This is a genomic window from Thalassospira sp. HF15, from assembly GCF_011806525.1.
GTDB lineage: Bacteria > Pseudomonadota > Alphaproteobacteria > Rhodospirillales > Thalassospiraceae > Thalassospira.
This window is the reverse complement of the sequence record NZ_JAAVKI010000004.1, coordinates 67,978-92,759: the sequence shown is the minus strand read 5'-3', so window position 1 is coordinate 92,759 and position 24,782 is coordinate 67,978. Positions and strand designations below refer to the sequence as shown.

The 24,782-nt window shown below is 55.5% G+C and carries 20 protein-coding genes; 16 read left to right on the top strand and 4 right to left on the bottom strand.

The window, feature by feature from the left end:
- Window position 1 precedes the first annotated feature (1 nt).
- The 10 genes from tolQ (at window position 2) to HED22_RS09705 (ending at window position 11,043) form a co-directional block, all read left to right on the top strand.
- A complete protein-coding gene (tolQ, locus tag HED22_RS09750) occupies window positions 2-733 on the top strand; it encodes a protein TolQ (protein WP_167721624.1) in 732 nt (243 codons plus the stop codon).
- A gap of 2 nt (window positions 734-735) precedes the next feature.
- Entirely contained in the window at window positions 736-1,191 is a 456-nt protein-coding gene (gene tolR, locus HED22_RS09745; RefSeq protein WP_044828577.1) for a protein TolR, read from the top strand.
- 7 nt (window positions 1,192-1,198) lie between these two features.
- On the top strand, window positions 1,199-2,143 hold the full coding sequence (locus HED22_RS09740) for an energy transducer TonB (protein WP_167721622.1): 945 nt from the start codon (window positions 1,199-1,201) through the stop codon (window positions 2,141-2,143).
- 41 nt (window positions 2,144-2,184) lie between these two features.
- Window positions 2,185-3,555: a Tol-Pal system beta propeller repeat protein TolB gene (gene tolB / locus HED22_RS09735; protein WP_167721620.1), complete on the top strand. Its 1,371-nt coding sequence runs from the start codon at window positions 2,185-2,187 to the stop codon at window positions 3,553-3,555.
- A 129-nt stretch (window positions 3,556-3,684) separates the two neighbouring features.
- Window positions 3,685-4,179 carry a peptidoglycan-associated lipoprotein Pal gene (pal, locus tag HED22_RS09730; protein ID WP_167721617.1) on the top strand — a complete coding sequence of 165 codons (495 nt, stop codon included), beginning with the start codon at window positions 3,685-3,687 and terminating at the stop codon, window positions 4,177-4,179.
- Between the two features lie 213 nt (window positions 4,180-4,392).
- Window positions 4,393-5,367 (top strand): tol-pal system protein YbgF, encoded by a 975-nt coding sequence (gene ybgF, locus HED22_RS09725; protein WP_254869919.1) that lies wholly within the window; start codon window positions 4,393-4,395, stop codon window positions 5,365-5,367.
- 9 nt (window positions 5,368-5,376) lie between these two features.
- Window positions 5,377-6,831, top strand: coding sequence for a tRNA lysidine(34) synthetase TilS (tilS, locus tag HED22_RS09720; protein WP_167721613.1), 1,455 nt, complete (start codon window positions 5,377-5,379; stop codon window positions 6,829-6,831).
- An 85-nt stretch (window positions 6,832-6,916) separates the two neighbouring features.
- Window positions 6,917-8,860 (top strand): ATP-dependent zinc metalloprotease FtsH, encoded by a 1,944-nt coding sequence (ftsH, locus tag HED22_RS09715; protein ID WP_167721611.1) that lies wholly within the window; start codon window positions 6,917-6,919, stop codon window positions 8,858-8,860.
- 13 nt (window positions 8,861-8,873) lie between these two features.
- The gene (gene folP / locus HED22_RS09710; RefSeq protein ID WP_167721609.1) at window positions 8,874-9,989 is read left to right on the top strand and encodes a dihydropteroate synthase; all 1,116 of its coding nucleotides are present in this window, start codon (window positions 8,874-8,876) and stop codon (window positions 9,987-9,989) included.
- Window positions 9,990-10,257: 268 nt separating this feature from the next.
- A complete protein-coding gene (locus tag HED22_RS09705; RefSeq protein WP_167721607.1) occupies window positions 10,258-11,043 on the top strand; it encodes a response regulator transcription factor in 786 nt (261 codons plus the stop codon).
- Between the two features lie 24 nt (window positions 11,044-11,067).
- On the opposite strand, the gene HED22_RS09700 is transcribed toward HED22_RS09705, so the two are convergent.
- Complete coding sequence (locus HED22_RS09700; protein WP_167721605.1) at window positions 11,068-13,077, bottom strand: 7TM-DISM domain-containing protein; 2,010 nt, start codon at window positions 13,075-13,077, stop codon at window positions 11,068-11,070.
- Window positions 13,074-15,101 (bottom strand): ATP-binding protein, encoded by a 2,028-nt coding sequence (locus HED22_RS09695; RefSeq protein WP_167721603.1) that lies wholly within the window; start codon window positions 15,099-15,101, stop codon window positions 13,074-13,076. Before HED22_RS09695 ends, HED22_RS09700 begins: the two co-directional genes overlap by 4 nt.
- A gap of 260 nt (window positions 15,102-15,361) precedes the next feature.
- Here HED22_RS09695 and glmM point away from each other — a divergent pair, with 260 nt between their 5' ends.
- Genes glmM through HED22_RS09675 form a run of 4 tightly spaced genes read left to right on the top strand, consistent with a single transcriptional unit; the run spans window position 15,362 to window position 18,511 of the window.
- Window positions 15,362-16,711 carry a phosphoglucosamine mutase gene (gene glmM / locus HED22_RS09690; RefSeq protein ID WP_167721601.1) on the top strand — a complete coding sequence of 450 codons (1,350 nt, stop codon included), beginning with the start codon at window positions 15,362-15,364 and terminating at the stop codon, window positions 16,709-16,711.
- A gap of 49 nt (window positions 16,712-16,760) precedes the next feature.
- The gene (gene thiD / locus HED22_RS09685) at window positions 16,761-17,558 is read left to right on the top strand and encodes a bifunctional hydroxymethylpyrimidine kinase/phosphomethylpyrimidine kinase (RefSeq protein ID WP_167721599.1); all 798 of its coding nucleotides are present in this window, start codon (window positions 16,761-16,763) and stop codon (window positions 17,556-17,558) included.
- A 50-nt stretch (window positions 17,559-17,608) separates the two neighbouring features.
- On the top strand, window positions 17,609-18,151 hold the full coding sequence (locus tag HED22_RS09680) for a DinB family protein (RefSeq protein ID WP_167721597.1): 543 nt from the start codon (window positions 17,609-17,611) through the stop codon (window positions 18,149-18,151).
- Between the two features lie 9 nt (window positions 18,152-18,160).
- Window positions 18,161-18,511 (top strand): hypothetical protein, encoded by a 351-nt coding sequence (locus tag HED22_RS09675; RefSeq protein WP_167721595.1) that lies wholly within the window; start codon window positions 18,161-18,163, stop codon window positions 18,509-18,511.
- Window positions 18,512-18,533: 22 nt separating this feature from the next.
- On the opposite strand, the gene HED22_RS09670 is transcribed toward HED22_RS09675, so the two are convergent.
- The gene (locus tag HED22_RS09670) at window positions 18,534-19,409 is read right to left on the bottom strand and encodes an AEC family transporter (RefSeq protein WP_167721593.1); all 876 of its coding nucleotides are present in this window, start codon (window positions 19,407-19,409) and stop codon (window positions 18,534-18,536) included.
- A gap of 203 nt (window positions 19,410-19,612) precedes the next feature.
- Between HED22_RS09670 and HED22_RS09665 the strand changes: the two genes are divergently transcribed.
- On the top strand, window positions 19,613-20,248 hold the full coding sequence (locus HED22_RS09665) for an HAD-IIIA family hydrolase (protein WP_167721591.1): 636 nt from the start codon (window positions 19,613-19,615) through the stop codon (window positions 20,246-20,248).
- A gap of 21 nt (window positions 20,249-20,269) precedes the next feature.
- On the opposite strand, the gene HED22_RS09660 is transcribed toward HED22_RS09665, so the two are convergent.
- Entirely contained in the window at window positions 20,270-22,342 is a 2,073-nt protein-coding gene (locus tag HED22_RS09660) for a glycosyltransferase family 41 protein (protein ID WP_167721589.1), read from the bottom strand.
- A 586-nt stretch (window positions 22,343-22,928) separates the two neighbouring features.
- On the opposite strand from HED22_RS09660, the gene ilvD reads away from it, so the two are divergent.
- Window positions 22,929-24,782 (top strand): dihydroxy-acid dehydratase, encoded by a 1,854-nt coding sequence (ilvD, locus tag HED22_RS09655; RefSeq protein WP_167721586.1) that lies wholly within the window; start codon window positions 22,929-22,931, stop codon window positions 24,780-24,782.

The window sequence follows — 24,782 nt, the reverse complement described above, 5'->3', positions numbered from 1 at the left end:
TATGGAAAATCAAGTGGTCGACGCGGTAACGCTGGGGCAGTCGGTCATGGCGCATGACATGTCTCTGTGGGGGCTATTCATGCAGGCTGGGCTGGTCGTCAAAACAGTGATGATCGGGCTTTTGCTGGCTTCTGTCTGGGTATGGGCGATTGTCATCGAAAAAATCCTGCGGCTGCGCAAACTGCGCGCTCAGGCACACACTTTCGAAGAAGCCTTCTGGTCGGGCGGATCACTTGAGGACCTCTATGATCGCATTGCCGATCAACCGCGCGATCCGATGTCGGCTATTTTTGTATCGGCCATGCGCGAATGGCGCCGTTCGAACGCAAAGGGTGTCCATGGCGATACCATGCGGGCCCGCCTTCAGCAGCGCCTTGAGAAATCCATGGAAATCACCCTTGGTCGCGAAATGGATCGCGTCGAACGGTATATGACCTTCCTGGCATCGGTTGGTTCAACCGCGCCGTTCGTTGGTCTGTTCGGGACTGTCTGGGGCATCATGGTGTCGTTCCAGTCGATTGCCGCATCCAAGAATACTTCGCTTGCGGTCGTCGCACCGGGTATTGCGGAAGCGCTTTTTGCAACCGCGATGGGCCTTGTTGCCGCCATTCCGGCCGTGGTTGCCTATAACAAGATTTCCAGTGATCTGAACCGCTACAGCAACCGCCTTGAAGCCTTCGTGGACGAGTTCTCCTCGATCCTTTCGCGCCAACTTGACGACACGAGAGACTGATCATGGGCGCACAACTCGCATCCCGATCTGGCGGAGGACGCCGTCGCGGTCGCCGGGGTAACCGGCGGGCCGCAATGAGTGACATCAACGTCACCCCGATGGTCGACGTTATGCTGGTGCTGCTCGTGATCTTTATGGTCGCAGCCCCGCTGATGACAGTCGGTGTCGAGGTCGATCTGCCCGAAACCAGTGCGGCCCCGATGACCGGTCAGGACGAACCTCTTGTGGTGTCGGTGTCTGCCGAAGGCACGATCTACATCATGGATAGTGAAATTGCCCAGGATACGCTGACGGAAAAACTGGCGGCGATTACCGACAACAAGGCCGATACACGTATTTTCGTGCGCGGCGACAAGGCAATTGATTATGGCCGTGTGATGCAAGTGATGGGGCTGATCAAGGATGCCGGCTTTACCAAAGTCGCCCTGATCGCCGAATTGCCCGCAAAGGGTTCGTAATCGAATTATGCTGCGTTACGCTCTCATATCGCTTGGTTTGCATGCTGCGCTGTTTCTTGTGGCGTGGCTTGGCTTGCCCGATTTGTTCGATGAAACACCGCTGGATTTGCAGTCCATTTCGGTTGAAGTCGTGACGGTGGATGAATTCTCTGCCGCCCCGACCAAGGCGCTGCCCAAGCCAGAACCGAAAGAAGAGCCAAAACCAGCACCGAAACCCGAACCTAAGCCGGAACCGAAGCCGGAGCCAAAACCTGAGCCGAAGCCGCAGCCTAAACCGGAGCCCAAGCCAGAGCCGAAACCCGAACCAAAACCGGAACCCGTGCCAGAGCCGAAGCCAGAACCTGCGCCCAAGCCAGAACCGGTTCCAACGCCCGAGGTCAAAAAAGAGCCCGAGCCGGAACCGCAGCCAACCGAACTTGCGGCTGTAAAACCGGCAAGCAAGCCGACGCCACCCAAACCGGAACCGGTCAAAAAGCCGGAACCGAAAAAGGAAGAGCCGAAAAAACGCGATCTGATGAGTGTTCTCAAGGATGTCAGCAAGCTCAAGGAAACCGCAGAGGCAACGCCGGAACCGCAACCTGACGAAGCACCGCAGGAAAATGCCAGCGAGGTTGTCGCAACCCGGCTTGATGCCAATCTGACCATGAGCGAGCTTGATGCCGTAAAACGCCAGATCGAAAAATGCTGGAGCCCGCCGGCAGGGGCGAAGGAAGCTGGCAGCTTTGCGGTTGAAATTCATGTCAGCGCCAACCCGGACGGCACCGTTCGGCAGGCGCGGATCAGCAACCTGAACGAAATTCAGGGCGATACTTCCCGCCGTACGATTGCGGAAAGTGCCCTTCGAGCAGTGCTAAATCCGCAATGCAGTCCTCTAAAACTGCCGCTGGATAAATACGAAATGTGGCGCACATTCACGTTCAATTTTGACATGCGTGAAATGCTGGGCCTTTAACTTACAAGTTCTTGAACACGCGTGGAAAATAGCGAGGCAGGATGACGATCAAGACCAACGCAAAAAAACGATTTTGGGCAAAAGGCGGTGTTGCGGCACTGTGCGCCCTTGCCGTTGTCGCTGGCCTGAATGTCGGGTTCATGTCGCCAGCAAAGGCGGAACTCCGGATTGATATTACCCGGGGTGAATTGAAACCGATGCCAATTGCCGTCACCCGCTTTCCGGGCGAAGGCGTTGCCGAAACTGAAATCGGTCAGAACGTAACCCAGGTGATCGCTGCTGATCTTGAGCGATCAGGGCTGTTTTCACCGATTGATGAAAAGGCATTCATTCAGAGTGCGGCGTCCCTGGCGGTGAACCCCAACTTCGCGGAATGGCGCGCGATCAACGCACAGGCGTTGGTCAATGGTCGCGTGGTGACTGAACCAAATGGCCTGCTGCGTGTTGAATTCCGCCTGTGGGATGTGCTGGCTGAAACCCAGATGTCGGGTGTTGCGTACCGTACGCAGCCCAACAACTGGCGTCGGATTGCCCACAAGATCGCTGATGAGATTTATAAGCGTATCACCGGTGAAACCGGTTATTTCGATACGCGCGTTGTCTATGTTTCTGAAAGTGGTCCGGCCGATAACCGGACCAAACGTCTGGCTATTATGGATCAGGATGGTGCCAATCACCGATTCCTGTCCGATGGCCGGTTCCTTGTGCTGAACCCGCGCTTCTCGCCGACCGCACAGGAAGTGGTTTACATGTCGTATTTCAACGACAAGCCACGCGTCTATGTTCTGGATATTGATAGTGGCGAGTTGGAATTGCTGGGTGATTTTCCGGGGATGACCTTTGCGCCCCGATTCGCGCCAGACGGGAACTCGGTTGTGATGTCACAAGCGCTCGACGGGAACAGTGAAATTTACGGTCTCGACCTGCGTACGCGTGAAAAACGTCAGCTGACGCGTCATCCAGCCGTGGATACTTCGCCTTCCTATTCGCCTGACGGGTCGCGCATTGCGTTCAACTCCGACCGCAGTGGGGCACAACAACTTTATGTGATGAATGCCGATGGTGGCGGTGCACAGCGTATCAGTTTCGGCGGTGGTCGCTATGCCACGCCGGTCTGGTCGCCGCGCGGTGACCTGATTGCATTCACCAAATCTGAGGGAGGTCGTTATTATATCGGCGTCATGCGGCCAGACGGCAGTGGAGAAAGGCTGCTGGCCGAAGGGTATCTCGTAGAGGGACCCACATGGGCGCCGAACGGTCGAGTTTTGATGTACTACCGCCAGCACCCGTCCAGGGACGGGACCAAGGATCGCTATCGTTTGTATTCGATTGATCTTACCGGTTATAACGAGCGAGAGATCGTTACACCGGCGGATGGGTCGGACCCGGCATGGTCACCCTTGATTCCCTGAAATCTCAAGAGTATAGTCATCGCGAAGCACTGAATGCGATTCGCTTTAATCGCGGGCATTTTCGGTGTCGCGAGACATGGAAAACACCAACCTCGGGCGAATGCGTCCGGTGTTAAGGGGAAAACTTAAATGAAACTTCGTATTCTCAGCGTTTTTGCTGCTGCCGCTCTTCTGGCTGCGTGTGAAACTGCACCTGATAGCACGGCGACCACTGGTGGCGACGGTGCAAGTACTTCTTCCAGCGCGTCTTCTTCGACGTCTCTGGCTGAAAACAGCCCAGAGTGGTTCGCTGTCAACGTTGGTGACCGCGTCTTCTTTGGTTTTGACAAATACGATCTTGCCGGTGAAGCACGTCGCACCCTGGAACTGCAGGCCGCTTGGCTGAAAAAATATCCGCAGTACAAAGTTGTTGTTGAAGGTCATGCCGACGAGCGCGGCACCCGTGAATACAACCTTGCACTCGGCGAACGCCGCGCAAACTCGGTCAAAGATTACCTCATCGCTCTGGGCATCGACCCGTCGCGCGTTGAAACCATTTCTTACGGCAAAGAGCGCCCGGTTGCTCTTGGCCATGACGAAGAAAGCTGGGCGAAAAACCGCCGCGCTGTATCGGTTATCCGTTAAGCGCGTGCAGGTGAAAGCCTGACTTGACGATCAAGGCGCCTGTCCCGCTCGGGGCAGGCGCCTTATTTTTGCCGCCTGAAAATGTTTGAAACTCATGACATGAGTTTTCATAGTGGACTTTCAGAGACTGAATTGACGACAAAGGACCCGCACATGATCCGCGTTCGATCCGCCATTTCGCCAAAAAGTCGGCCAAAAAGCCGAAACGTCCTGATGGCCCTGGCCATTGGAACCGTGTTTGGCATGACATCACTCGGGTCCCAGCCGGTTCATGCGCAAGACGCCAACATGTCGCGTCAGGTCGAACAGCTGCGCAAGGATCTCGATCTTTTGCAGCGCTATGTTTACCGCGAAGGCACAGGTGATGCTGCCCAGGCTGCTGCATCATCAGGTGGTGGCGCCTCAACCCCGGCGGCCGCGCGCCAGCAGGTCCAGATCAGCGACCTTGAGCGCACCACCAGCCAACTGACCGGACAACTTGAACAGTTCGATTTCCGCATTCGCAAGATGGAAGACCGTCTTGAACGTCTGGTGGCCGATATTGATTTCCGTCTCAGCCAACTTGAAGGCGGTGCTGTCTCAACCAGTGGCGCGAATGCCGATGGTGCTGCCGCGCAGGGCACAGCTGCCGCGCCAAATGCCGCGCAGGGTGGTGCCGGTACCGGCGAGCCCCTTAATGATCGTGGCACTCAGCTGTTTGGTGTGATCGAAAACGAAGGCCAGCCGCCACAAATTCCAAGTGGCACGGCTGCCGCGTCCAACACTACGGCCCCGACCCAGAGTGCTGCGGCAACCACTGGCACGCCCGAAGAACAATATCGCGAAGCCTTTGGCCTTCTGCGCAAACAGGATTTCGAGGCCGCCGAACAGGCGCTGGGAAACTTTGTCAGCAATCATCCCAACGATCCGCTGGCGGGCAATGCGCAATACTGGCTGGGCGAAACCTATTATGTGCGCGGTCAGTATGAAAATGCTGCCATTGCCTTTACCGAAGGCTTCCAGACCTATCCCGACAGCACCAAGGCACCGGATAACCTTCTGAAGCTTGGCATGTCACTGGCCAATCTTGGCAAGAACGAAGATGCCTGCACGGCGTTTGGCCACCTGCTCGACAACTTCCCGAACGCATCGAATGTCGTTCTGGATCGCGCCCGACAGGAACGCAAAAACCGTGGTTGCCCGCAGTAATTCAGACCGATGATCGGCAACGTCACGTCATCATATGATCAGGATACGGCGTCTGGTGGAATTCCGCTGGACGCCGTTGTCTTTGATAAACTGATGATGGGTTTCGCGCCGTTTGAAACCGCCCCCAAACTTCTTGTCGGGGTTTCGGGCGGGGCAGATAGCATGGCACTGGCCCTGTTGGCCCATGATTGGTCTCAGGCGCGTGGTGGTCACGCGATTGCGGTTACCGTGGATCACGGCCTGCGTAAGGAGGCCTCTGACGAGGCGCGCTGGGTCGCAGGCGAACTCGCCCGATATGGCATCAAGCACATCACCAAAGTCTGGCAGGGCGCGAAGCCGACAGGGGCCGTGCAGGAAAAGGCGCGGCAGGCTCGCTATCAGATTTTTGATGACCTGATGTATGATACGGGCATTTTCCATCTTCTGGTTGCCCATCACGCCGACGATCAAGACGAAACCATTGTCATGCGCCGCGATCGCGGCGCGACAGGACTTGGGCAGGCGGGCATGTCTGCGCGCCGGTATCTGCGCCATGGACGGTTGCTGCGACCGCTTCTGGGCATGCGCAAGAACGATCTGGTTGCGACCCTGATGGCACGTGGGCAGGGATGGATCGAAGACCCGTCAAACAGGGATGAAAAATTCGAGCGCGTCCGTATCCGCAAGGCACTCGAAACCGAGGTGCCCCCGGTCCTTGACGGGAAGCAAGAGACGGCAAACCGTCTCGCCCTTGAAAAGCACATCGGTCGTCTTTTGGCCGCTGCTGTCATCCTGCATTCCAACGGTGTTGCGATCCTGGACCCGAAGGTGTTCTTCGCCCCCGACGTTGATGCGGATGCCGCAATGCATGCGCTGGGGCAGGTTGTCCGCACGGTGGGTGGCGGGGCCTATATGCCCGCGATGGAAAAACTTCGCAGCGCGATTGATCGACTTGCCGCCGATACATCTGCCCGCATCAGTTTAGGGGGCTGCGTTTTGCACGGCCGTAAAGGCGGGGTTTGTGTCTATCGCGAATTCGGTCGGATGGGGCAGGATCCGATTACGCTTGATACAGAATCGCTGCCCACATCAGGGGTTGTGCGCTTTGATAATCGCTTCGAATGGCACGCAGATGATGCCTGTCTTTCGGAACAAATCACGCTTTGGATCGGGCCGCTTGGTCTTTGTGATGTGTTTCACACGAAGTCTTTTCGTGCAGCATTGTGTGAAATTGCACCATTTATTGGTAATTTACCGCGCGCAGCCCTTGCATCCATGCCTGCACTCTACGATAAAGAAGGCTTGTTATCTGTTGGTGGGCTTGAGGTTTCGGAGCTTTCCGACGTACTATCCGCCGCCGGATGTGGACGGCCCCTGGGCAGGGGCCTGATTGCGCCCGGTGGCAGTTGGCTGTTTGCGCCGCAAGTACCTTTATGGGAAAGTGGTTTCAAATCGTCACCGAAACCAGACAACCTACTTGCGTAAGCAGGGCTTATGACTATTTGTTTGTCAGACCCTGCGCAGGAAGTTTTGCGTCACGGCACACATAAATTGCGACCAGTAGCTTGGAATGAATATGGGAAAAAATCTCGCACTGTGGGTTATTATCGCCATCCTTTTGGTGGCGCTGTTTAACCTGTTTCAGTCGCCCTCCGGACGGTCCGGTCAGTCGTCGCTGGCATTTTCGGACTTCCTGGCCGAAGTGGATTCAGGTCAGATTTCCGAAGTCACCATCCAGGGCAACAACCTGACTGCAGAAACGCGCGACGGTCGCTCTGTTAATGTTTACACCCCGGATTATCCGAACCTCGTTGAAAAGCTGAATGACAAGGGCGTGCGCATTATCGCACAGCCTGAAGAAAGCCTCTCACCATTGATGAGCGCTTTGATCAGCTGGTTCCCGATGCTGCTGATCATCGGTGTCTGGATCTTCTTCATGCGCCAGATGCAAGGTGGCGGCGGCAAGGCCATGGGCTTTGGCAAGTCCAAGGCCAAGATGCTGACCGAGAAATCCGGCCGTGTGACCTTCGAAGATGTTGCCGGTATTGAAGAAGCCAAAAACGAACTCGAAGAAGTCGTCGACTTCCTGCGCGATCCGCAGAAGTTCCAGCGCCTTGGTGGTAAAATCCCCAAAGGCATGCTGCTTGTCGGTCCTCCGGGTACCGGTAAAACGCTTCTGGCACGTGCAATTGCTGGCGAAGCAAACGTTCCGTTCTTCACCATCTCGGGTTCTGACTTCGTTGAAATGTTCGTTGGTGTCGGTGCATCGCGTGTGCGTGACATGTTCGAACAGGGCAAGAAAAACGCACCTTGCATCATCTTCATCGATGAAATCGACGCCGTTGGCCGCCATCGTGGTGCCGGTCTTGGCGGCGGTAACGATGAACGCGAACAAACGCTCAACCAGCTTCTGGTCGAGATGGATGGTTTCGAAGCCAACGAAGGTGTGATCCTTGTGGCGGCAACCAACCGTCCGGACGTTCTCGATCCGGCATTGCTGCGTCCTGGTCGTTTTGACCGTCAGGTCGTTGTGCCGAACCCGGATCTGGAAGGCCGTGAACACATTCTTGGTGTGCATGCCCGCAAGGTTCCGCTGGGGCCGGATGTTGATCTGCGTACCGTTGCACGTGGTACCCCGGGCTTCTCGGGCGCGGATCTGGCAAACCTTGTTAACGAGGCAGCCCTTCTGGCCGCCCGTCTTGGCAAGCGTGTTGTCACCATGGCTGACTTCGAAAATGCCAAGGACAAGGTCATGATGGGGGCTGAACGTCGCTCCATGATCATGACAGATGACGAGAAAAAACTGACCGCCTATCACGAAGGTGGCCACGCACTCGTTGCTCTCCATACGCCTGCATCCGATCCGATCCACAAGGCCACCATCATCCCGCGCGGTCGCGCACTGGGTATGGTGATGCGTCTGCCGGAACGTGATCAGGTGTCCAAGTCCTACGAACAGCTGATTTCCGACCTTGCGGTTGCCATGGGTGGCCGCGTTGCCGAGGAAATCATCTTTGGCAAGGACAAGGTCACCACGGGTGCATCCTCGGACATCAACATGGTGACGCAATATGCGCGCAAGATGGTGACCGAGTGGGGCTTCTCCGACAAACTTGGTAACGTCAAATATGTCGACAACCAGGAAGAAGTGTTCCTTGGTCACAGCGTTGCCCAGCATAAAAACGTTTCGGAAAAGACAGCGCAGCTGATTGACGAAGAAGTCCGTCGCTATTCCGACGAGGCTTACGAATTCGCCAAGCGTGTGCTGACCGAACATCTTGATGACCTGCACAAACTTGCCAAAGGTCTTCTGGAATACGAAACCCTGTCGGGCAAGGAAATCGACGCGCTGTTGCGCGGCGAGGAAATTGACCGTCCGGGCCATTCTTCCGGTGGCGGCAAGGATGCGGGTGGCGGACGTCGCTCCACGGTGCCAAGCACCGGCGGTGCCCGCAAGGATAACCCTGGTGACGGCGGCGGGGACCTTTCCCCGGAACCGCAACCGGGAAGCTAACAGAAAGAGACTGATGGACGAGATCAAAAGATCGGTCCTGCGAAGCCCCGCCGATGTGCGGGGCTTTGCCGATTTTGAAGGACCGCTTTACTACGCACCGACCGGTTTCATCGACCATGCCGATGATCCCAATACCTTGCCGCTTGCCGGATCACGCCGTGGCTTTTCGGCGCTTGAAATCATCCGTCGCCGCGAAGGTGGCGGGGCTGAAAGCATGATCTTGCCGCTGCTGGCCCTTGAAGGCTGGGTGCAAAACAGTGGACGCGTTGACGAAATCAATGCCGTGCTGGATCGCCTGATGGCCAAGCGCCCCGATTATGCCGGGTTGGACATGGCATCGTGCCACGTGATGGGCATTGTCAATGTCACGCCCGACAGCTTTTCCGATGGTGGCGACTACAACACCACCGAACAATCTGTTGCGCGCGCCATGGCGATGGCGGAGCAGGGCGCATCAATCATTGATGTCGGTGGCGAATCCACCCGTCCGGGGGCGGATACCGTTTCCGAGGACGAAGAAATCAATCGTGTCGTTCCGGTCATCCGCGAACTGGCTGCCAAGGGACATGTTGTATCGATCGATACCCGCCATGCCCGCGTGATGGAAGCTGCCGTTGATGCCGGTGCCGCGATCATCAATGATGTCACCGGGCTTGAGGGCGATGAACGCTCGATGGAAGTCGCCGCAGCATCCGGCAAGCCGGTGATGCTGATGCATATGCAGGGCGAACCGGGCACCATGCAGGCCGATCCGCAGTATGATTGTGCGCCGCTTGATATCTATGACTATTTGCTTGATCGGATTGAAAGCTGCGAGCGCGCAGGGATTTCACGGGATCGGATCTGCATCGATCCGGGCATTGGTTTTGGCAAGACCCTGTCGCATAACCTTGAATTGCTGTCACGTCTGGCAATTTTCCATGGTCTGGGGTGTCCGATCCTGCTTGGTACGTCGCGCAAATCCTTTATCGGCAAGATTGACCCCAAGGCCGATCCCAAACAGCGTCTGGGCGGCTCCATCGCCTCGGCCGTGAATGGATGGCGCCATGGGGTTCAGATGATCCGCGTGCATGACGTGCCCGAAACCGTACAGGCCATTTCCGTCGCCAGTTCAACTGCGATTGTATAATGGTGTATTGTTGGAATCGTCTGCACGTATAGCTTGTTCTTTGTCCGTGATCGTTTAAAAACAGGGCCTGCAAGTGGTTTAATGCTGTGCATTTTTTCGCTTGCGGGCCTTTTGCATGAGAAATGCCTGATTCTGGCAATTTCTGACGATTGCAGGTTGCTGCTTGCAGAATCGGCTCAGAGCCCACATACCATTAACTATCAAACAAAAGTGGCACCAAAGTCACAATTTATGGTTGGATAAACAAGCGAACGTGAAGGTTCTTTAGATGAACGAGATTGGCGGTCTGACGCAGCCCTTGTCCGGTGACGTCACGTCTGGCTGGAATGTAATGACACACTGTGTTTACGTCGTGGAAGATAACACGGACCTGAACAAGGATCTGTGTGAGTATCTCGAGATGTGCGGGTTTGATGTGGTCGGTTGCGAAACCGGAGCCGCATTTTACCGTGCTCTTGATGCAGGTAAGCCTGATGCGGTCATTCTGGATATCATGCTTCCCGATGCCGACGGGTATGAGCTGGCGCAGCACGTGCGCAAGACGGTTGATTGCGGGATCATGATGCTGACGTCGCTTTCGGGGATGGACAATCACCTGACCGGGTACAAATCCGGCGCGGACGTTTATCTGACCAAGGACAGCCCGCTTTCGGTGATTGAAGCTGCTCTCAAACCGCTCCTGCGTCGGGCGTCACGCACCGATAGCGAAACAGTCGAAACCCCGATCTCCGAGGATAGCTGGGTGCTTGATCTTCTGCACTGGACGCTATGCAATCCCGAGGGCAACGAAGCCAAGCTGACGGCCACGGAACGTACCATCGTCAAAATATTGATCGAGGCCAATGGTGCCTGGCTGACCCGCCCCGAAATCGTCGAGGCACTTGGCAAGGCCGACACCGCCGAGAACTGCCGGAACCTCGATACGGCCATCCGGCGTGTACGTCAGAAAGTCATGAAAGAAATCGGCGAGGAATTGCCGGTCCGAACGGCTTATGGTCGTGGCTATGCCTTCACATCACCTGCCGCCGTCTCCGGAGAGGCCGAGGCCTCCTGACACTCAGTAGCGGCTACGCGGACTTCACTCGGCTGGCAACAGCAGACAAAGCGAAATCCCGCGTCCGCTGTTCTGACGCAGGGTCAGGGATCCACCATGAGCATCGACGATACGCTGTGAAATGTGCAGTCCGAGTGCGCGGCGCGAAGACTGTGTCTCCATGGTGCGTCTGAACAGGGCATCAGCGATTAGCCCGATCTCGTCTTCATCAATTTCATCACCGTGGCATGGAATGCGGATCTCGACCAGCATGTCTGAATGTCGATAGGCATTAATGTGGACCGGCGCACCTTGTGCAAAGCGTCGCGATGTTTCGATCAGGTTTGTCATGGCAAGCCCCATCAGGGTTTCGTCAATGAAGACCTCAATCCCGGAAGTACCATTGCAAATCGCTTTGACCTCTGCGCCTTCGCGGGTGATCTGGGCTGCAAACTCCTGAAGGAACTGGTTGACCGGAACCGTTTTGCGCGCAAGCGAGAGTTCCTGTGTATCAATGCCATCCTTGGTCAGGAAGATATCCACAAGCCGCGCAAGTTTCCGGGCTTGCAACTGGATGCGCTGCAACCTTTCAAGAACATCACCCTTCTGGCTTTCCAGCCGCAACATCAGCATTTCCGCAGATCTCTGAATGACGGCAAGGGGCGTGCGAAACTCATGAGACAGCATCGAGATCAGGTTGCGCTGTTCGTCGACCAGTGTGGTGGTTTCCTCGGCCTTTTGGGTGACGGAAACCCGCTCCTTGTCCATCTTGGACAAGCGCACCGTCATGATGATTCCCATCCCGATCAGATGGAACATCAATGTGAACGGATGCAGTTCCAGACGGAATCTGGTGGCATCAATGACGCCTGAAAGGACAAGTTGGAGCATGATGGCCGCGCCGGTTGGAATGGCCAGAACAACAAGGAATGCCCAATGGCGGGGATTTCTGACATCTTCAAGCGCGTCCTTGATCAGGATTGCACACATCGTGGCCATGAAGATTGCATGGCTGGGCACAATATAGCTGCCAAATATGGTGTACAGATCGGTGGTTGCCCCTGCGGCAAAACCCAGAACGAGGAACCCGTAACCGCAACAAACCTTGTAGGCCACAGGCGCCTTCTTTTTCGCTCCAATGATGTAAAGCCACAGGAAGACTGTCACGCCATAGGAGATAATATTTGCGGTGCCCAGCAGAAAATCATTCAACCAGGGTGTCTCGGGGCGTACTTCGCTCAAGGCCACGCCGTTGACCACGGCTGATGCTGTGCCGATTGCACTGACCCATATGCTGTAAAGAATGACTGCCCAATCCCGCGCAATCAGGCCAAGTGCCAGATAGGACAATCCCAATGTCAGGATGAAGCCAAAGAAAATATTTGTCGTCAGATGGCGAAAGGACAGGGACGAAATCAGCGCGTTGGTTGGCCAAAGCTTCATCCAGATTAAATTGGCACTGTTGCTTTGGACCCGGACATACAGCCGATAGGATCCAGGTTCGAGTGTCGGCAGCGCAGCAACGTGGGTGCGTCCGCCATATTCACGCTCTTTGGCCGGGATGTGATCGCCAAGTTTGGCTCTCCAGATGGGATCAGGTCTGTCTTTTGGTGTCAGAAACACATCAATAAAGTTCAGATAACTCGGAGAGATTTCAAGCAGTGCCCGTTTGCTCAAGGCACTCGCAACAGTGAAATCAAGCTGATGCCAGATCACGTCACGTGTATAGCCAAAGGACGGAATAGACTTTGTTTGCTGAAATGCGGCATCGGGCAAAGCGACAATATCGTCAAAGCCAAGCTTTCGCGTCTGATCGGCAAATGATGCGACATAACCGGTGATTTCAAGCGGTTCCGTGATGTTGCCAGACAGAACCAGGCCGTCCGGATCGTCAGGAACTGTCTTGGTCGATTGCCCGTGTGCCCCCCCCAAAGGCAGGCAAGTGATAAGTGCCATCACCAACAGCATGCAGACAAACAGTCGATGCAGCCAGCGTGGCTTGTGTTCCTCTGCCGCTGCCAGCAGCGTATCAAAAATCTCCGATCTGACCATCATGCCAGTTCCCCGCCATTAGGGGGGGCGGGGTACCCGCGGGCAAACGCTGTACGGTTTTCATTGTTCTTGAGAACCGTCAGGTCGCGGTCATAGGGCAATTTGATCAGAACGGTCGTGCCGCCTTCTTCGCCAACGCTGACCGAAAGCGATCCATCATGGGCTTCGATAATTCTGTTGGTCAGATGCAGGCCCAATCCCACACCCTGGGTCTTGGTCGCATCCCGCCCACGATAAAAGGCGTTCAGAACATTCTGCAGGTCATCGGCAGCAATGCCGGGGCCTTCATCGACCACCCGGATATAGACATAACCGTTGGCCGAACGTTCAGCCGAAATCCAAACCGCTGCACCTGGCGCATATTTTCGCGCATTTTCAATCAGGTTCAATAACGCCCGTTCCATCAGGATGCGGTCAATTTCGACAACGGCAACGTCGCAATGGATCATGCTGATGTTCTGGCCGGGAACTTCACGATGGCGTCGTGCAATCAATTCGCCAAGAAATGCATCAATTGCAATGGTCTCGCGCGTGGTCGTGAATGTTGCGCTATCAAGTGTTTCCTTGGTCAAAAACGCATCAACAAGGCCTGAAAGCTGACCTGCATTGGACCGGATGGTCGACAGGCGGTTCAGGACGGCTTCGGGCTCCTTCTTGAGATATAACCCGAGAATCTCGGCAGAACGCTGAATGATGGCAAGCGGCGTGCGAAACTCATGTGAAAGCATCGTGATGAATGTGCGTTGCTCGCTGGCAAGTTGATTGGCCCGCTGACTTGATGCCAATGCATCAACGCGCCGGTTGATCAGGCCATAGGTTCGATACGACATCACCAGGGCGACCATGACAAGCTGAACGACAGACCCTGCGGTGAAAACGCTTGTGGTAAACCGGTTGACCGGTAACAACCCGATCAACAGCATCAGGTGCGCCATGGCCCCGATGGTCGGAACGCCAAGGGCAATGATCAAAAAGAACGTTTGCCAGTTCTGCTTTTGCCGGTATCCGCGATAGACCAGATTGACCAGAAGGCCCAGCAGCAGGAGGATTTCGGGGCCGAAAAACAGCTTGGCATACAGGATGTACCAGTCCGACGTGGCGGTTACAGAACCGCCAACCGCCAAAACGGAATAGATGACCATGACCCGGAATATCCAGGGGTTGGTCTGGTCAAGACGGGTGATATAGGTCCACATCATCACACTTGAACCAAGCGCCAGTGCCGTGCCCGATCCGGTTATAAAGTCTGACGCCAGTGGCCAAACCGGTTTGAAAATCAGTTGGGCATATCCCGTAATCCCGAAATAGATCAGAAACAGCGCGAAGGCATAGCCAGCATAACAGATGACAGACTTGTCTCCTGACAGGATCCCGAATGTGAAATACAGCCCGAAGGCAATAATCAGAACCCCAAGGAATACGCCCTTGATGAAGCTGTCAGTGCCGGACTTCGTGATAAGTTCAGTATCGGGCAGAATTTGTGCTTCAAGCACGTGTGCACTGTTGGTGTTAACCCCGATGACAAGCCAATATTGGCCGATTTCCAGTTTGGGCCACTCTGCGACATGCGACAGGCTTCGAACTTCATTTTTGGCAGTCGCAATCCTGTCCCCCACGCGCTCTTGCCAAATGACCCGAAGACCGTCATGCGACAGGATGCTGACATGGATATCATTCAGGTAAACCTGACCCAGCTCGATAAACGCACTGCTTCCCGTGCGGTCAGGTTGATCGACAACCCTGATCGGGGTCCGATACCAAATGGTCCGTTCGGTGTAGCCCGAGCCGCGGGCATAAAGAACGGGTTCAAAATCAGACTCGTCGATTTGTGCAATATCGCGCGGGTTTTGAGACGCCTGATCTGTCATCAACCGTTTAAGATAACGGTTCAGATCAACAGTCTGGATTGGACCTGCCGGCGGGATAACAAGCGCTTGTGGCAGCTCATGGGCGGCGGTTTTCGGACCATAGACCGCCAAGATGCCGGATGCGATTACGATCAACACCGCAAACAAGGCTGTATTCAAGCGGATGTTGCGCAAAATTCCCTCGGGTTCAATCCTCTAAACCATGCGCCATGTGATAGCCGGTTTTTGCCCGAAGGTCATGGCTTTTATCCGAATTTCGACTTGTTTGTCTGTTAACGGATTGGTCGGCAGTTGGGCATTAGAATAGGTGCCGAAATATGCCGATTGCCCGTGGCATTGCGACGCCACTTTGATATAACCGGCAATCAGAATTGATCGACGGGGCAATGCGCCCTGCAAAGCAAGCAGAGACACAGAATATGAGCCGCAAATATTTTGGCACCGATGGCATCCGCGGAACCGCAAATACGGCGCCGATGACCGCCGAGGTTGCCCTGAAAGTCGGGATGGCCGCAGGCCACTATTTCACCCGTGGTGATCACCGCCATAAGGTCGTGATTGGCAAGGACACCCGTCTTTCCGGCTATATGCTTGAACCCGCTCTAGTGGCCGGTTTTACCTCGATGGGGATGGATGTCATGCTGGTTGGCCCGATGCCGACCCCGGCTGTTGCCATGCTGACCAAATCGATGCGTGCCGACATCGGTGTGATGATCTCTGCCTCGCACAATCCGTTTCAGGATAATGGCATCAAGCTGTTTGGCCCGGATGGCTTCAAGCTGTCTGACGAGGTCGAGCTTGAACTCGAAGCCCTGATGGAAAGCGATCTGTCTGGCAAGCTGGTTCCGGCCAATGCCCTTGGTCGTGCCAAACGCATTGATGATGCGCCGGGCCGATATATCGAGGCGGTTAAATCATCACTTCCGGGCTCGGTCACGCTTGAAGGTCTTCGCATCGTTCTCGATTGTGCCCATGGGGCCGGTTATTCCGTCGCACCCATGGTCTTGCGTGAACTCGGTGCGGACGTGATTGAAATCGGCACCAGCCCGAATGGTCTCAATATTAATGACCAGTGTGGTTCGACCCATACCAAGACCATGTGCGACCGTGTTCTGGCCGAAAAGGCCGATGTCGGCATTGCCCTTGATGGCGATGCCGACCGTGTTCAGATGTGCGATGAAAAAGGTCATCTGATTGACGGCGATCAGTTGATGGGCCTTGTCGCAACCCACTGGAAACGCACCGGTCAATTGCGCGGCAACGCGCTGGTGGCGACCGTCATGTCGAACCTTGGCCTGGAACGTTATCTTGAAAGCAACGATGTACGCCTGATCCGCACCAAGGTCGGTGATCGCTATGTGGTTGAACAGATGCGGGCTCTTGATTGCAATGTCGGTGGCGAACAGTCCGGTCATATCGTGCTGTCGGACTTCGCATCAACCGGCGATGGTCTGCTGGCAGGGCTTCAGGTGCTGGCCGTTCTTGCCAGCCGCGAGGGCCCGGTATCCGAACTCAGCCGCGTGTTCGAACCGCTGCCACAGATCCTTAAAAACGTTCGCTACAGTGCGGGTTCCGATCCGCTGGCACAAAGCAGTGTGATTGAAGCCATTTCCTCGGCCGAGCGCGCCTTTAACGGTGATGGTCGCGTTCTGATCCGTAAATCGGGCACCGAACCGCTGATCCGTGTCATGGCCGAAGGCGATGACGCGCTTAAGGTCGAACAGATTGTTGATGGCATCGTTGCCGAAATAACGGCCGTTGCCGGTTAATCAAACACCGTGCGTAGAACCTGATTTTTGCAGGGTAAGGAAGGATCGTATGAAGGGTCGTGTCTTGATCATTGCCGGGTCGGATTGTTCCGGCGGGGCCGGTATTCAGGCCGATATCAAATCAGTGACAGCTCTTGGCGGCTATGCTGCAACTGCGATAACTGCCTTGACGGTGCAAAATACCACCGGAGTCTTCGATGTTCTGGGCATTGAACCGGACATGATCGTCCATCAGGCAACCGTCACAATTGATGATATCGGTGCCGATGCGGTGAAGACCGGCATGCTGCATTCCGTTCCCGTAATCACGGCGGTGGCGGAATTTATCAAATCAAAGGCGGCAGGTATTCCGGTTGTTGTAGACCCCGTGATGGTATCGCAAAGCGGGTCGCGCCTGTTGCAGGAAGACGCCGTAGAGGCTCTGATCACCCACATGGTTCCGCTTGCGAGCGTCCTGACACCAAATATTCCCGAGGCCGAAGTACTATCAGGTATGAAAATCACCAGCGAAGGTGATATGATTGCTGCAGCGCACAAAATTGGTGATCTCGGTGCTGAGGCTGTCCTGATAAAAGGTGGTCACGCAGACGGGGACAAAATCGTCGATATCTTGTGGCGACGTGACGGTGATGTCGAAGGCTTTGAAGGCACACGCATTCCGTCTGAAAATAATCATGGTACGGGCTGTTCGCTTGCAAGTGCAATTGCAACAGGTCTGGCTCAGGGCATGGGATTGAGTGATTCCGTTGCCCGTGCACGCGAATTTGTGCGTGAAGCTATTCGAACCGCACCAGGCTATGGCAAAGGAAACGGTCCGCTAAATCATGCGCATCCTGTGACCGGTTGATAACATCAACACGAATGTGACAGGACGCTAAAAGTTAGGACACTTGAGGTATGCCGGGCACATCGTTTTTCCATCAGGCGCGTAACAACGCCTGGTCAAATCATCGTTTGTATGGCGTCTGTGAGAGACTGACAATTCAGGAACTCGACACCAAACGAACGCCTTTTTCCGCCTCCATTCTTGAAACGCTGAATCATATCCTGACCAATGACTGGTATTATCTCGATGCGCTGATTGATGGTGGCCGTGGTCGGGCTTGTCTTGCAGATGAAATGCCGTCTGCAACCCTCGGCAAGCTCGCAGCAGCCCAGCGTGATGCAGATATGCGGCTGATGGCATTTTGTGAGCAGCTCAATGACAAAGATGCCATTCGCAGCATTGAATTGACCCGCGAGGACAACAGCAAGACGCTTGAAACCGTCGGCGATATTCTGTCACATCTGTTTGTCTATCAAACCCATCAACGCGGGCAGGTGCATGCACTTCTGGCCGTCACCAGTCAGGCTTCGCCACCACTTGATGACTATCATCTTGATTATGATGCGCCGATGCCAAGGATCGATTTCTCATCGCTTGGTCGCAAAGGCGCATAAAGGGAATAAATGAATACAAGAATGCTGCGCCGTGCGCTTTTGGCTGCCGGGATTACCATCCTGGCCGTGGTCAGTTTCGGCAATCCGCACCGTCATATTGCTGATCTTTTCTGGCCTGATGATGCCGCACCCTGGGAACATGTCACGGCGGTTTATGTCCCTGATGTCAGCCAACCGGCCCGGGTCAAGATTTCCGAGGCCACCTATGATGACCTTGCTGCCTGTCGCGATCATGTGATGAAGCAGGCGGCCGAATATGGCGACCCAAACCTTGAAAAAGGCCGGTTTGAATGTGCAATCGGCTTTTATGCCGACAAGGATGATGGCACCGGCGGGGAATACCGCCTGATCGTCGAGTAGCCAGTTGCCCGGTGTGTTCGGCCTAAAGCACGTACCAAAGCAGTGCGGGCAGGGCGATGGCGGCAAGGAAGCTTGAACTGATCACAACGCCGGCAACTTCTTCCGGCTCGCGGTTATAAAGCTGTGCGAACAGGTAACAGAACACGGCAACCGGCATCGAACATTGCAGGATGACCACGCCGCGTTCCATGCCGGTCAGGCCCATCACCTCCGACAGGCCCAAACCAACCCCGAAACCCATGCCAAGACGCAGCACACTTAATGCCGTACTGCGCGCAAGGCTGACCGGGCGCAGTTTTGCCAGTGATACACCCAATGTAAACAGCATCAATGGAATGGTCAGCTGCCCGATCAGGTTGGTGGTGTTGTAAAGCCACTCAGGCACCGGGGTTTCGGTCGCAAGAAAGCCCGTGGCGATCAGGGTTGCCGGAATGATTGGCATCTTGGCCAGCGACTTGATCGAAAAGCTGCCCGATACGAACGCAACACCGATGGTCAACTGAATGACGACATAGGCGGCAAAAAACGCCACCGAAAGTGCAAGCCCGTCCTGCCCATAGGCCAGCAGACACAGCGGCAAGCCGACATTGCCGACATTCGGCCAGGTCAGCGATTGCAGATAGGTGCGTGGCGACAGGCTAAAGACCTTCAGGATCGGCCAGCCGATAAGGGCGAAGATCACGTTGGCGGCTAGCGCCGCTGTCCCCATCAGAACCAGCGTATCCCCGCCAAGCTCCACGGTCGCAAGGGCCGCAAAGGTCAGGCAGGGGGTCGCGAAATAGGTGACAATGGATGTGACAAGGTTGGTGTCAAAATGCTTGCCTGCACGGGCCCAGAAGTATCCCAGTCCGGTGGTGATAAAAACCGGGGCCAGAATCGCAAAAATATCGGCAAACATAGAACGTTATTCCTTGAAGATCTTATTGTCGTGGGACGTGACTTGGACAGAAATTGTCACGTCTTCCGGTTGCTCTGCAAGCGAATAATGGTAATACCAATTTCTTTCGCGCTGCGCAAAAGCCGTCTGTGGCTTGTGAAGACTTGCTTTTGCACTGGCCTTTGCGCCATTGTTGGCCAGATTTGAGCACCAAAAGGCCAGACATGACCGGCTCCATCCACGACACTGTCAAACGTCACCTGATTGATCCGGCCCCGCGTTTTCGCGACCAGCGCAATCCGCTTCCGGCTGTGTTTCTGGATCGGGACGGGGTGATCAACGAGGAAGTCCATTACCTCTCGGACGTTGCCGATCTCAAACTGATCGCTGGTACATGCGAGGCGATTAAACGCCTGAATGATGCGGGCGTCCCGGTCATTGTCGTTACCAACCAGTCCGGTGTGGCGCGCGGCTATCTCACCGAAGACCAATTGCTTGAAATCCACAAGGCATTGGTTGCTATGCTCTCTGATCACAAGGCATCGGTACAGGGCATCTATTATTCCCCGTATCACCCAGACGGGCAGGGCGAATATCGCCGCGAAAGTACCTGCCGCAAACCCGATTCCGGTATGCTTCTGGCGGCAAGCGAAGAGTTTGCCATCAGTCTTTCAGACAGTGTCCTGATTGGGGATCGCATCAATGATATCCGTGCCGGACATGCGGCGGGTACAAAGGCCATCATGGTCAGAACCGGCCATGGCGCCAAGGAGGCCATCCTGCCCGAAGCCCAAGAAGCCGATTTCATTGCAGATGATTTGGCTGCGGCGGTCGATCACATTCTGAGCAACATGCGATAAGCATCCTGCCTGCTTTGGCAGTTACGGGTTGCCAAGGCACCAATTCTGCCACATCTCGCGACAGGCTTCCTCGAACTCGGCTGCCACGGCAGGGGCGTGGAAGGCACGACTGCCCCGGATGCGCTCACGCATGTTTTCGCGAATGCTGGCCAGCGCCTTAAGGTCGGATGCCAGCATGATGCATTTATCGACATATCCCTTTTCGGTCTCGGCACAAAGCGCGCCAAGCCCGATATCGCCCAGCACCGCAAGGCCAAGCCGTGATCCCGGCCGGTCATCGGCCAGCGATACGAACGGAATGCCAAACCAAAGCATCTCGTAATAGTTCTCAAGACTGATCGCGGGAAACGGTGCCAACCCGATATCAATCTGGGCATACAGGGCTGCGCGATCTGCCGGTTTTACCTTGCCCGCCAGATCAAGCCGGTCTCGCTTGATCCCGGCCTGTCGGGCACGGTCCAGAAACGTCTTGGCGGCATAGGAATCTTCAAGCACGTCATCCTGAATGACGATACGGCTGTTGCCGATCTTGTTCAAAATCCGCGCAAAGCAGTTCAGTGTTTCATTGCTGATATTTGCCAACCGGTCGATGCAGCCAAACCGGATGATTTCCTCGCCCACGGCAGCGGGCAGCGGGGCGACAGGCAAGGCATCATCAAGTTCAGCCGGAAGGTAGGGGCCAAGGGCCAGCGGATAGGGACGTTCTGAAAACATCTTGTTATCCGAAAGGCTCCCGCCAAACACATCCTTGTGCCCGACAATGTAATCCATTTCCGCCATGCCTGTGGTAATCGCAGATAATGTCGCCTGCACCGGGGCGGCTTTAAGCGCAAAGACCTCAATCGGTTGGGTCGGATGAATGCCGCAGACATCAATCAGGATGTCGACCTTGTCCTTGCGGATGCGATCGGCAATCTGCATCGGATCCTGCCCGCACACCTCGCGCCAGCCATCTGCCATGACTTGCCATGACCTTGTGACGTCATCGGGGCGCGGGGTGGCGGAATAAAGGAACAGTTCGATCTCGTGACGGTTCAGATGGCGTGCCAGCGCGCTCAAAAGCCCGAAGGATGGATGCTCGCTGAAAAACGGTGACATCCAACCGATACGCAACCGCTTGTCGGACTGGCGACTGTTGGCAAAGGTGGGCAGGGCGGCAATCGGCATGTGATGCTTGGCCCATTCCTTGGCTGCTTTGGCATGCGCGGCACCATCGATGCTGCCAAGCTTTGCTCGTGCCCGGATTAAAAGCGCATCGGCTGTGGCATTATCCGGTGATGTCTCAATCAGGGCATCAAGTGTCTTGATTGTGTTATCAAGGTCGCCACAGCGCAGCGTGATGTCGGCCAGAACCAGATCAATCTCAACGGTGTCCTTGGTCAGGCGGCGCGCCGTTTTCAAAAGCGCAATCGCCTTGGCATATTGCCCCTGATGGGCAAGCGACTGTCCCAGTCCGCGCAGGCCCGGAACATATTTCGCATCAATGCTAAGTGCTCGTTGATACAGATCCTGTGCAGGCTTCGGATAGCCAAGCCGAATGAATGCGGCCCCGACCCGACAAATCAGTTCCGGGGAAATCCCCGCAGCCTCGGCAGCATGTTCAAGGGATTTAAGAGCGGCTTCTTCCTGCCCCAGATCATGCAAAGTCTGCCCGAAAAGTAGCAATCCCTCATAATGATTGGGTTTCAGGCCCAGCAACCGCCCCAAAAGGTCCATTGCCTGCCCCAAATGTCCGCGCGGAATTTCAAGCCGTGCAAGATGATATAGGGCGGTGGGGAAGTCGCCGTGATAGCTCAGCGCCTGCTTGAACTGGTCAATCGCCTTGTCGATCTGACCGGAACTTTCCAGGGCAATGGCGTAGTTGCATCGGACCGCCGGGTTGGCGGCAAAACTGCCAAGGCAGCTTTCAAAAAGATCAAGTGCCTCGCCATTGCGGCCAAGGCCAGTCAGAAGGGTGGCCAGAAGATGCTCCACCTCGGCATTTCCCGGTGAAATGTCGAGCGCCGCGCGATAGATTTTTTCGGCTTCTTCGGGGCGATTGCCCTCATGCGCTGTCAGTCCGCGACGCAACAGTGTCTTGAGTTGGTCGGACATGGGGGTGCGGATCTCCACCTGATGGTCGGGTATGGGCTAAGCCCGAGTAATTCTTGCCTCGACATTAAAGGGTTCGGTCCATCCTTTAAAGCGTGCAGTTACCAGATCGCAGATTACCGCCTGAATTGTGGGCAAAAAAAGAACCCCGAACCTGTATGAGGGTCCGGGGTGAGAATGGGAGTGGGAGAATCGCCTGGCGGCGATAATCCCCCATACGATATGTGTTGTTCGGGTAGAGGTCGCCTATTCGTAGGGATAGTTTTCCAGGTATTTGGGATAGGTTCGGGCGTCAATTGCGGAAAATCATGTGAACTGCTTCACAAAAAGGCGCTCTGGCACTGGTGTGAAGGGGCGCGTATGCAAACTCTAGGTGCAGAAAACAGCGGAAATCAACTGCATGACGTGCCCGGCAAAAGCTGATGAGAAATTTCCGGCGCGTAGCATTCGTACCATATGACAGAATTTGGCGAAATTTTCGGGCAAAAAACTGTCAAAGCGCGCGAATACTGTGCTAGAACGCACCCATATATACTGGGCTTCTTGCCCGAAAGAAACGCCACTAGCGATTTGAAGAGAGGTTCCTTCCATGCCGGAATATCGGTCCCGTACAACAACACATGGCCGCAACATGGCAGGTGCGCGCGGCCTTTGGCGCGCCACTGGCATGAAAGACGAAGATTTCGACAAGCCGATCATCGCGGTCGTTAACAGCTTCACCCAGTTCGTGCCCGGTCACGTCCACCTCAAAGACCTCGGTCAGATGGTCGCCCGCGAGATCGAGGCATCCGGTGGTGTCGCCAAGGAATTCAACACCATTGCTGTTGATGATGGTATCGCCATGGGGCATGACGGCATGCTTTATAGCCTGCCATCGCGTGAAATCATTGCCGATTCCGTCGAATACATGGTCAATGCCCATTGTGCCGATGCGATGGTCTGCATTTCCAACTGCGACAAGATTACGCCGGGTATGCTGATGGCTGCAATGCGCCTGAATGTTCCGTGCGTCTTTGTATCCGGTGGTCCGATGGAGGCCGGCAAGGTCACCATCGAAGGCAAGGAACATCACCTTGATCTGGTCGATGCCATGGTTCAGGCCGCTGATCCGAATGTTTCAGACGAGCAGGTCAAGGAAGTCGAACGCTCTGCGTGCCCGACCTGTGGCTCGTGCTCTGGCATGTTTACCGCCAACTCGATGAACTGCCTGGCTGAGGCGCTTGGTCTGGCCCTTCCGGGTAATGGTTCCGTGCTGGCAACCCACGGCGCACGTAAGGAGCTGTTCCTTGAAGCAGCCCGCACCTCGGTCAAGCTCGCACGTCGTTATTACGAAGAAGAAGACATCGGCGCGACCCCGCGCGGTATCGCCACGTTTGAGGCATTTGAAAACGCCATGGCGCTTGATATCGCCATGGGCGGGTCGACCAACACGGTTCTGCATCTTCTTGCGATTGCCAAGGAAGCCGAAGTCGACTTTACCATGACCGATATGGATCGCCTGTCGCGCAAGATCCCGTATCTGTCCAAGGTCGCCCCGAACCATCCGATGTTCCACATGGAAGACGTCCATCGTGCCGGTGGCATCATGCGTATTCTGGGTGAACTTGATCGCGCAGGTCTGCTGCACACGGATGTGTCGACTGTGCATTCAAAAACCATGGCCGATGCCCTTGAAAAATGGGACATCAAACGCACCACCAATGAAGCCGTGCACAAGTTCTTCCGCGCCATGCCAGGTGGTGTGCCGTCCCAGACCGCATTCAGTCAGGAACGCTATTGGGACGATCTTGATCTCGATGAAAAAGAAGGCTGCATCCGTGATGTCGCCCATGCCTACAGTCAGGATGGCGGTCTTGCCGTTCTGTTTGGCAATCTTGCGGCCAATGGTTGCGTGGTCAAGACCGGCGGTGTCGATGAAAGCATCCTGAAATTCACCGGCCCGGCCGTCATCTGCGAAAGCCAGGACGAGGCCGTCGCCAAGGTTCTTGGTGGCGAGGTCAAGGAAGGCGACGTTGTCGTCATTCGCTACGAAGGCCCAAAAGGTGGTCCGGGCATGCAGGAAATGCTCTATCCGACCAGCTATCTGAAATCGATGGGTCTGGGCAAGGCTTGCGCACTTGTGACGGATGGCCGTTTCTCTGGCGGTACGTCGGGTCTTTCGATCGGTCACGTTTCGCCCGAAGCGGCAGCTGGCGGTGACATCGCGCTGGTTGAGCCGGGTGACATGATCGAAATCGATATCCCGAACCGCTCGATCAAGATCGCGGTCGATGATGCGGTTCTGGCGGCCCGCCGTCAGGCGATGGAAGCCAAAGGTCCCGAAGCCTGGCGTCCGGCCAAGCCGCGTAAACGCAAGGTCTCTACAGCCCTTCGCGCTTATGCTGCCATGGCAACCAGTGCCGATCAGGGTGCGGTCCGTGACGTTACGCAGGTCGAATTCTGA